The sequence below is a fragment of the Rhodococcus sp. BS-15 genome (genome assembly GCF_000813105.1).
In the GTDB taxonomy this organism is placed as follows: Bacteria; Actinomycetota; Actinomycetes; order Mycobacteriales; family Mycobacteriaceae; genus Rhodococcoides.
On record NZ_BAOX01000007.1, the window covers coordinates 40,788 to 48,709 of the forward strand.

General features: G+C 63.7%; 7 protein-coding genes. 3 read left to right on the forward strand and 4 right to left on the reverse strand.

The genetic code is table 11. The features are described 5' to 3' along the window. The first annotated feature begins 61 nt into the window (after nucleotides 1-61). Together RHBS_RS02100 and RHBS_RS02105 are read left to right on the forward strand one after the other, a co-directional pair. Nucleotides 62-1,465 (forward strand): DUF1254 domain-containing protein, encoded by a 1,404-nt coding sequence (locus RHBS_RS02100; RefSeq protein ID WP_183130126.1) that lies wholly within the window; start codon nucleotides 62-64, stop codon nucleotides 1,463-1,465. A gap of 128 nt (nucleotides 1,466-1,593) precedes the next feature. Further along, nucleotides 1,594-2,244 (forward strand): nitroreductase, encoded by a 651-nt coding sequence (locus RHBS_RS02105; RefSeq protein WP_121872335.1) that lies wholly within the window; start codon nucleotides 1,594-1,596, stop codon nucleotides 2,242-2,244. 12 nt (nucleotides 2,245-2,256) lie between these two features. On the opposite strand, the gene RHBS_RS02110 is transcribed toward RHBS_RS02105, so the two are convergent. Together RHBS_RS02110 and RHBS_RS02115 are read right to left on the reverse strand one after the other, a co-directional pair. Continuing rightward, nucleotides 2,257-3,198, reverse strand: a complete 942-nt coding sequence (locus RHBS_RS02110; RefSeq protein WP_121869548.1) for an NAD(P)/FAD-dependent oxidoreductase — start codon at nucleotides 3,196-3,198, stop codon at nucleotides 2,257-2,259. 18 nt (nucleotides 3,199-3,216) lie between these two features. Beyond that, complete coding sequence (locus RHBS_RS02115; protein WP_128644717.1) at nucleotides 3,217-3,801, reverse strand: winged helix-turn-helix domain-containing protein; 585 nt, start codon at nucleotides 3,799-3,801, stop codon at nucleotides 3,217-3,219. Nucleotides 3,802-3,929: 128 nt separating this feature from the next. Here RHBS_RS02115 and RHBS_RS02120 point away from each other — a divergent pair, with 128 nt between their 5' ends. Continuing rightward, nucleotides 3,930-5,330 (forward strand): amino acid permease, encoded by a 1,401-nt coding sequence (locus RHBS_RS02120; RefSeq protein WP_128644718.1) that lies wholly within the window; start codon nucleotides 3,930-3,932, stop codon nucleotides 5,328-5,330. A 3-nt stretch (nucleotides 5,331-5,333) separates the two neighbouring features. On the opposite strand, the gene RHBS_RS02125 is transcribed toward RHBS_RS02120, so the two are convergent. Both RHBS_RS02125 and RHBS_RS02130 read right to left on the reverse strand, forming a co-directional pair. After that, entirely contained in the window at nucleotides 5,334-6,503 is a 1,170-nt protein-coding gene (locus RHBS_RS02125; protein WP_128644719.1) for an iron-containing alcohol dehydrogenase, read from the reverse strand. Nucleotides 6,504-6,532: 29 nt separating this feature from the next. Continuing rightward, nucleotides 6,533-7,922 (reverse strand): CoA-acylating methylmalonate-semialdehyde dehydrogenase (locus tag RHBS_RS02130; protein WP_145977461.1); only part of this gene is annotated, 1,390 nt, incomplete at its 5' end.

Below are 7,922 nucleotides of genomic sequence, written 5' to 3' on the forward strand. Positions count from 1 at the left end.
TCCTCATCCAATCATCCGGCCCTGCTTCCCTTTGGACATGCATGCGTGTTTAATGTGGCGCATGACGAAACGACACATCTTCCGTCTCGCGTCGCGGATCGGTCTTGCAACGCTGTTGGTCGTGATCGGTGCCGGGACTGCGAGTGCGGTCGGACCCGCTCCGGGACCGGTTCAGGCAGCTGCCCTGGGGGCGCGAGCTTTCATCTACGGCAATCCGCTGTTGGAATTGCTGCGTGTGCGTGACACGGCCACCAGTGTTCCGTGTCCGGACGACCGCGGCCTCGCTCCGGTGAACGCGATCTCCTCGCGTCCCGCCTTCATCGCGCCGGACGAGAAACTCGTGGTCGCCCCGAACGTCGACACGCTGTACTCCATGGCGCATCTGGATCTGAGCGACGGTCCGGTGGTGCTGTCGCATCCGGACATGGGAGACCGATATTTCAACTTTCAGCTTATGGACTCGTACACGAACGTGGTCGGTTACGTGGGCTCTCGCACCAGTGGTTCAGATGCCGGAAAATTCGCGATCACCTGGTCCGGCGCGCCTGGCCCTGAAGTCCCCGGTGTCACCACCATCACCGTGTCGGACAGCAGGATCTGGTTGCTCGGACGCACACTTGCCGGCGACGAAGCCGACCGCGCCGATGCATTCGCGCTGATGAGCCAATACACGGTCACACCTCCCGCGGGTCCGCAGACGTTCACCGACTGCGCGCCCTTCGTTCCCGTGGAGCCGCCGAAGCCGGAGGGAACCGCGCTTCTCGACGCCATCAGCGCTGCCATGGAACAGAATCCGCCTCCGATTCGCGACGCAGCCGAGCTTGCCGAACTAGCGCGCATCGGCGTCGGACCCGGACTGCGCGTTGCCGATGCGGGCCTGAGTCCGGTCGCATTCCGCGCACTAGATCAAGCCGTGCGTGCTGCAGAGTCCTCGTTGCCGGCTGTGGTGAGCGGCTCGCAGTATGCGGGCGCGCTCCGCAGTCAGGGGTGGTCGTCACCGCCGGACACCATCGGTGACTACGGAACCGATTACGTCACCAGGGCGGGCGTGGCAGAGATCGGACTCGGAGCCAACACACCGCAGGAAGCGGCTTACGTCACCGCGTTGCTGGACCGAAATGGACTGCCGCTCAACGGGGCGAACAGCTATCGGCTGCACTTCCCGCCCGGTGGGCAACCTCCCGCTGACGCGTTCTTCTCCATCACGGTCTACGACGGGGACGGCTTTTTGCCGTCGGTCCCCGGGAACCGTCACAGCATCAGCGACAGCAGACCCGGCCTGGTCTATCAGCCGGATGGCTCACTGGATATGGTCTTTTCCCGGGAGGATCCCGGAGTGCCCGGTGCGAACTGGCTTCCGCTGCCGGATGGTTCATTTCGCGTATATCTCCGCATGTACGTTCCAGGGTCCGCTGTGCTCGATGGCAGTTGGTCCCCGCCCGGAATCGAACGGTGGAACCGCTAGCCGCAGGCGCGCGGTCACCTGAGCCGTCGAAACTGTACGCAGCGGGTTGATCCACCGGTGTTAGATTCGCTTGCGAAAAGAGCTTTCGACGACTTGAGGTGGATCTGGTGAACGAGTTCGAGTCCCTGATGACACTGCTAGACCAGCGGCACTCGTGCCGGCAATTCCTGCCGAAGCAGGTATCACGGGAGGTGCTCGGACAACTGTTGGCGGCTGCGCAGCGAACTCCGTCCTGGTCCAACACCCAGTCGTGGCAGATCATCGTGACCGAGGGCGATGCCACCCGTAAGTTCTCCGACGCACTGGTGGAGCACGTGGCGTCCGGTGTGCCGCAACCGGACTTTCCGTTCCCGGCCAACTACAACGCCCTGCACCGAGCGCGCAGACGCGAATGCGGTGGCGCGCTGTACGAGAGCATCGGAGTGGTCAAGTCCGACACCGAGGCGACGACTCGCCAATTCATTCGTAACTACGAACTGTTCGACGCCCCGCACGCGGCCATCATCACCACCGACGCCGATCTGGGTGTGTACGGGGCGGTCGACTGCGGGCTGTATCTCCAAACTTTCCTGCTTGCCGCGCAGAGTCTCGGTCTCGGAGCCATCGCTCAGGCAGCGCTCGCCGCATACTCGCCGTTTCTGCACGAATGGTTCGACATCCCGGACACCCGAAAAGTGGTGGCCGGCATCTCCTTCGGCTATCCCGACGAAACTCACCCGATCAACGGATTCCGTACCAGCCGAGCGCCGCTCGACGAGACTGTGAGATTCGTCAGCTGAGCAAATCCGGCGTCAGTGCGAGAGGCGTCGCACGAGTTCTCTGCCCACGTCCGTTCCCGAACGCCAGGCGCTCTCCACTCTGGGCACTCCGGATTCGCACCACTGGTCGCCCGCCAAACCAACGTAGCGTCCGTCTTGCTGCTGAAGTGCGAAGTTCGAATCGTGTTGCGCCGCAGGCTTGGCGAAGGTCCACCGATGAGCGTGAGTCCATGCGGGTGCCGCCGAGACGACGGACAACTCACGTAGCGCGTCGAGAACCGGGGCGATCGCGTCGTCGGGGTTGTCGAGATGTTGCTGCGCTCGTTCCGACGTCGTGTGCACCACCAGAACCGGCGCCCCGTCGCCGCGCCGGGCACCGTCGTCGACGACGAAGTCGATGTCGGGATGATCGTTGACGAACGCGGCGTCCCGGAAGGGAATGTCTAGCCCGTCGAACCCGCATGCCACCGCGATGACGGGAACGTAATCGACGGCATCGGGGACGGCGGTCATTCGCGCCGCCTGCGGATCCGGCATCGCCACCACGATGTGGCCGTCGGGAAGGTCGGTCAACTCGGTGGAATGTTGGATGTCGTAGCCGTCGAGCATGTTTCGTACCAGGGATCGAAGCCCGTTCGGGGTCGCCCAGCGAACCGGTCCGGTCGTCGTGCACGGAACCGTTTCGGGTTTGAGGATGCCGAACGTGTTTGCCCACTGACGGGCCAGGCCCCCGGACTCCCAGTTGGCGACCACCGTCGAGAATTCTTGATCTCGGACGGTGAAGTAGCCCGCCCCCAGATCGACGCGACGGCCGTGTAGCTCCGGCGAGGACATCCGCCCACCCGGAGCGCGTCCTCTGTCGACGATGCGGAACGGCACGTCTGCGTCGCGGAGAACCTGCGCACAGGCCGCACCGGCTATGCCGGCACCGACGATGGTGACCGGATCGGTGATGCTGCCCGTTTCGGAGTTCATCGGTCCAGTATGCCGGGATCAGTCGGTCGCGTCGGTGAGCCGAAGGAATTCGGCACCGCGGGGTGAGATTCGGTAGCCGGTCTCGAGGCTGATCGTCAGCCCTAGAGTCTTCAGCCGGCGTACACGGGCTTTGAACGTCTTCGTATCCAGTCCGGCCTGCTCGGCAAGGTCCGCTGCGCGGCGTCCGGGTTCGGCGGCGATGGCCGTCAATACTTCACGTGTCCAAGCAGATTCAGACCGAGAGTCCATCCGCGAAAGCGTTGTCCTCAAAGTGTTCAGTGCGGTCTCGTCCAGTGCGGCATCGTCGGCCAGGGCATCACGAGGATCGGCACCGAGGTAGGAGACCTCGATCAGATAGGTGGGATGCGCACTGGGGCCGAAGAACGATCTCACGAGGTGACTGAGCGATATTTCCCCCGCGGCCCGGGCATCCGCGTCGGTCAGCCCGTCAGGATCCACCTCGCGGACGGAGTCGATGCGAATCATGCCCGAGGGTGAGCGCTGAACCGACCCGGCAGTCACTTTCGGACTCGACCAACGTCGATAGACCCGGCGGACCGTACCGTCGGCGATAGCTCGAGCGACGGCGACGGTGAAGATCACGAGCCTGCCTCCATGGTTAGAGACGATATCAAGTCTGCACGCTGTGCGTGGAAAGAACTGCGCCAGAGGCATTCTGGACATATCGGTCACCAGCTGCAGTGGCGTTCACTTTGTGTTCGACTACAGGGATGGCCATTACAGAGAAGCCGGACACCGGCGAGAACGGACTCGGTACCAGCCTGAAGCCACGGCACGTGACGATGATCTCGATAGCCGGAGTCATCGGTGCGGGATTGTTCGTGGGTTCGGCGAACGCCATCGCGACGGCAGGCCCAGCAGTGTTGCTGGCGTATCTGTTCGCGGGAACACTCGTGATCTTGGTGATGCGCATGCTGGGGGAGATGGCGACGGCCAATCCCGACACCGGCTCGTTCTCCACGTATGCCACACGCGCGCTGGGTCATTGGGCCGGATTCTCGGTCGGATGGCTCTACTGGTGGTTCTGGGTGCTGGTGATCCCGGTCGAAGCGACCGCGGCTGCATCCATTCTCACCAACTGGCTCGGCGGAGCGCAATGGATGTGGGCACTGCTCATCGTCATCGCCCTCACCGCGACCAACCTGATCAGCGTCGGCAACTACGGCGAATTCGAGTTCTGGTTCGCCCTGGTGAAGGTCGTGGCCATCATCGCGTTCATCGGCCTCGGGATCGCAGCCATCCTGGGATGGCTACCCGATTCGGAAGTAAGTGGCGTGGACCAACTCTGGGCCTCGGGCGGATTCATGCCCCTCGGGTTCGGCGCGGTGATCGCGGCCATGCTGACGACGATGTTTTCGTTCATGGGCTCGGAAATCGTCACCATCGCCGCTGCCGAATCCAAGGACCCGGCAAAGGGAATCACCCGCGCCACGAACTCGGTGATCTGGCGAATCTCGATCTTCTACTTCGGTTCCATCTTCGTCATCGTCGCGTTGGTGCCCTGGAACGAACTGGACCCCAATACGGGCTCGTACCAATTCGTACTGTCCAAGATGGGGATCCCGCACGCCGAGACCATCATGGACATCGTCATTCTGACCGCTGTTGCGTCGTGCCTGAATTCGGCGCTCTACACCGCGTCGCGCATGCTGTATTCCCTCGGCGATCGAGGCGACGCACCCATGGCGGTCAAGAAGATCGCCACGAACGGGGTGCCGTGGGTTGCGGTGATCGCCTCGATGGTGCTCGGGTTCCTCGCCGTGGTGGGAAACTACATCCTGCCCGAGAAGCTCTTCACCTACCTGCTGGCCACCACGGGAGCCGTCGCGCTCTTCGTCTACCTCGCCATCGCCAGCAGCCAGCTGGTGCTGCGGCGTCACCTCGACCGCGACGGCGAACGCCCTGCCGTTCGGATGTGGCTCTACCCGTGGTTGACCTACCTGGCCATCGGGTTCATCGTGTTCGTCCTGGTGATGATGGTGGTCCGGCCGGAGCAGCGGGCGTCCATTCTGCTGTCGGCAGTGCTGGCGGCCGTGACCGTGGTCGGTGGAATTGCGGTGCAGCGCCGAAATGCGCGGCGCGACATTGTTGCCGCCCGCGCATCGGAGTGAGTCCTACTGGACTCCCGCATACACCTGCCGGTACAGATCGACGATCTGCTCTGCCGTCGGCACGATCGGATTGTTGCCCGGGCTGCCCGACGCGAGCGCCTGCTCGGCCATCAGCGGCAACAGCTGGTCCCACTTCGCCTCGTCGATACCGAAGGTCTCCGGCGTCGGAACCTCCACCTCACGGCACAGTGTGACGATCGCATCCTGCAACTTGCCACCGGCAAGCTCATCCGAATCGCTTTCCGACGCCGCGCCCAGTGCGCGTGCGCAGTCGGCGTAACGCGCCTGGGCCCCGTCGATCGAGAATGCCGTGACGGCAGGCAACAGCATCGCATTGGAAAGCCCGTGTGCAACATGGAAATGCGCGCCGATCGGCCGACTCATACCGTGCACCAAACAGACACTCGCATTGGAGAACGCCATCCCGGCCTGCGTCGAGGCATGCATCATCGCCTCGCGTGCCTGCCGGTCGTCGCCGTCCCGATACGCCCGCAGTAACGACGTCCCGATCGTACGAATCGCACTGAGCGCCAAACCGTCGGAAATGGGGTTGGCCTTCTTGCTGACATACGCCTCGATGGCGTGGGTGAGTGCATCGACACCGGTATCGGCCGTCAAACGTGCCGGCATCGACATCGTCAACTCGAAGTCGATGATCGAGGCGATCGGCAGGAACGACAGGCCGGGGCACAACATCTTCTCGTCCGAGGCGACATCGGTGATGATGGTGAACTGAGTTGCCTCCGAACCACTTCCGGCCGTGGTGGGGATGGCGATGATCGGTAGTGCCGGGCCGGTCGAGAGCACCGGAGCCTTGTAGTCGCGCATCGTGCCGCCCTGCACCGCGAGAATGGCCAACGCCTTGGCCGTGTCCATCGGACTGCCGCCGCCGAACCCAATGATCGAATCGGCCGAATGCTGCTGCACCGCTTCGAGACCGGAGACCAACGAATCGGTCGTCGGATCCGGAACGGTGCCCGAGAACAATGCCGGCGTCTTCCCGGCCTCGGTCATGATCGTCATCAAACGATCCGCCGAGCCGTTGCCGGCCATGAACGCATCGGTGACGAGCAACGGCCGTGACACGTCGAGGTCGGTCAGTACCGTCCCCAACTCTTCGACGGCACCGCCGCCCAGCTTGAGGAACCGAGGAAACGAAATATTGGCAACCATGGTGTGCTCCTTCGCGGGCTTTGTAGAACTCAGCTGTTTTCGGGGAATCCGAGATTGATGCCGCCGTGGCTGGGGTCGAGCCAGCGACTGGTGACGGCTTTGCCACGGGTGAAGAAGTGAACGCCCTCGGTGCCGTGGGCGTGGCTGTCGCCGAAGAGGGAGTTCTTCCAGCCGCCGAAGCTGTAGTACGCCATGGGAACCGGGATGGGGACGTTGATGCCGACCATGCCGACCTCGACCTCGTTCTGGAAGCGGCGTGCCGCCCCACCGTCGTTGGTGAAGATGGCAGTGCCGTTGCCGTACGGGTTGTCGTTGATCAGCCGCAGTGCGTCGTCGTAGGTCTCGACACGGACGACCGAGAGCACGGGTCCGAAGATCTCGTCGGTGTAGATGCTCATGTCCGGCGTGACGTTGTCGATGAGGGTGGGGCCGAGCCAGAATCCGTCGGCCGCCCCGTCGGGCTGGACGGTGCGACCGTCGACGACGAGGGTGGCCCCGGCCGCTTCGCCTGCGTCGACGTAGGAGGCGACCTTGTCCCGGTGTGCCTTGGTGACGAGCGGGCCCATGTCTGCGCCTCGGGTTCCGTCGCCGGTCACCAACGGTGTAGTCCGCTCGGCGATCTTCGCGACGAGTTCGTCGGCGATGTTCCCGACGGCGACGAGTGCGGAGATGGCCATGCAGCGTTCGCCTGCGGAGCCGAAGCCCGCGTTGACCATGGCGTCGGCGGCGAGGTCGAGATCTGCATCGGGGAGGACGACGGCGTGGTTCTTGGCACCGCCGAGGGCTTGGACGCGCTTTCCGTGGGCTGTGCCGGTGGAGTAGACGTACTGGGCGATGGGGGTGGAGCCGACGAAGGAGATCGATTTGATCTTCTTGTTCTCGAGGAGTTCGTCGACGGCCACCTTGTCGCCTTGAAGGACGTTGAAGACGCCGTCGGGCAGGCCTGCCTCGGCCCAGAGCTGGGCGAGCCAGATGCTGGCGCTCGGGTCTTTCTCGGAGGGTTTGAGGACGACGGTGTTGCCGGCGGCGATGGCGATGGGGAAGAACCACATCGGGACCATGGCGGGGAAGTTGAAGGGGGAGATGATGCCGACCGGTCCGAGCGGTTGACGGATGGAGTAGACGTCGACGCCGGTGGAGGCGTTCTCGGTGTATCCGCCCTTGAGTAGATGGGCCATGCCGCAGGCGAATTCGACGACTTCTTGGCCGCGGGAGATCTCACCGAGTGCGTCGGAGAGGACCTTCCCGTGTTCGGCGGTGATGATCTCGGCGAGCTCGTTCTTTTTGGCGTTCAACAGTTCTCGGAACGAGAACAGGATGGAGGTTCGCTTGGCGAGGGAGGTGTCGCGCCACGCCGGGAACGCAGCTGCAGCCGCGTCGATGACCGCGCGGGCGTCGCCGGTGTCGGCCAGGGTGAGC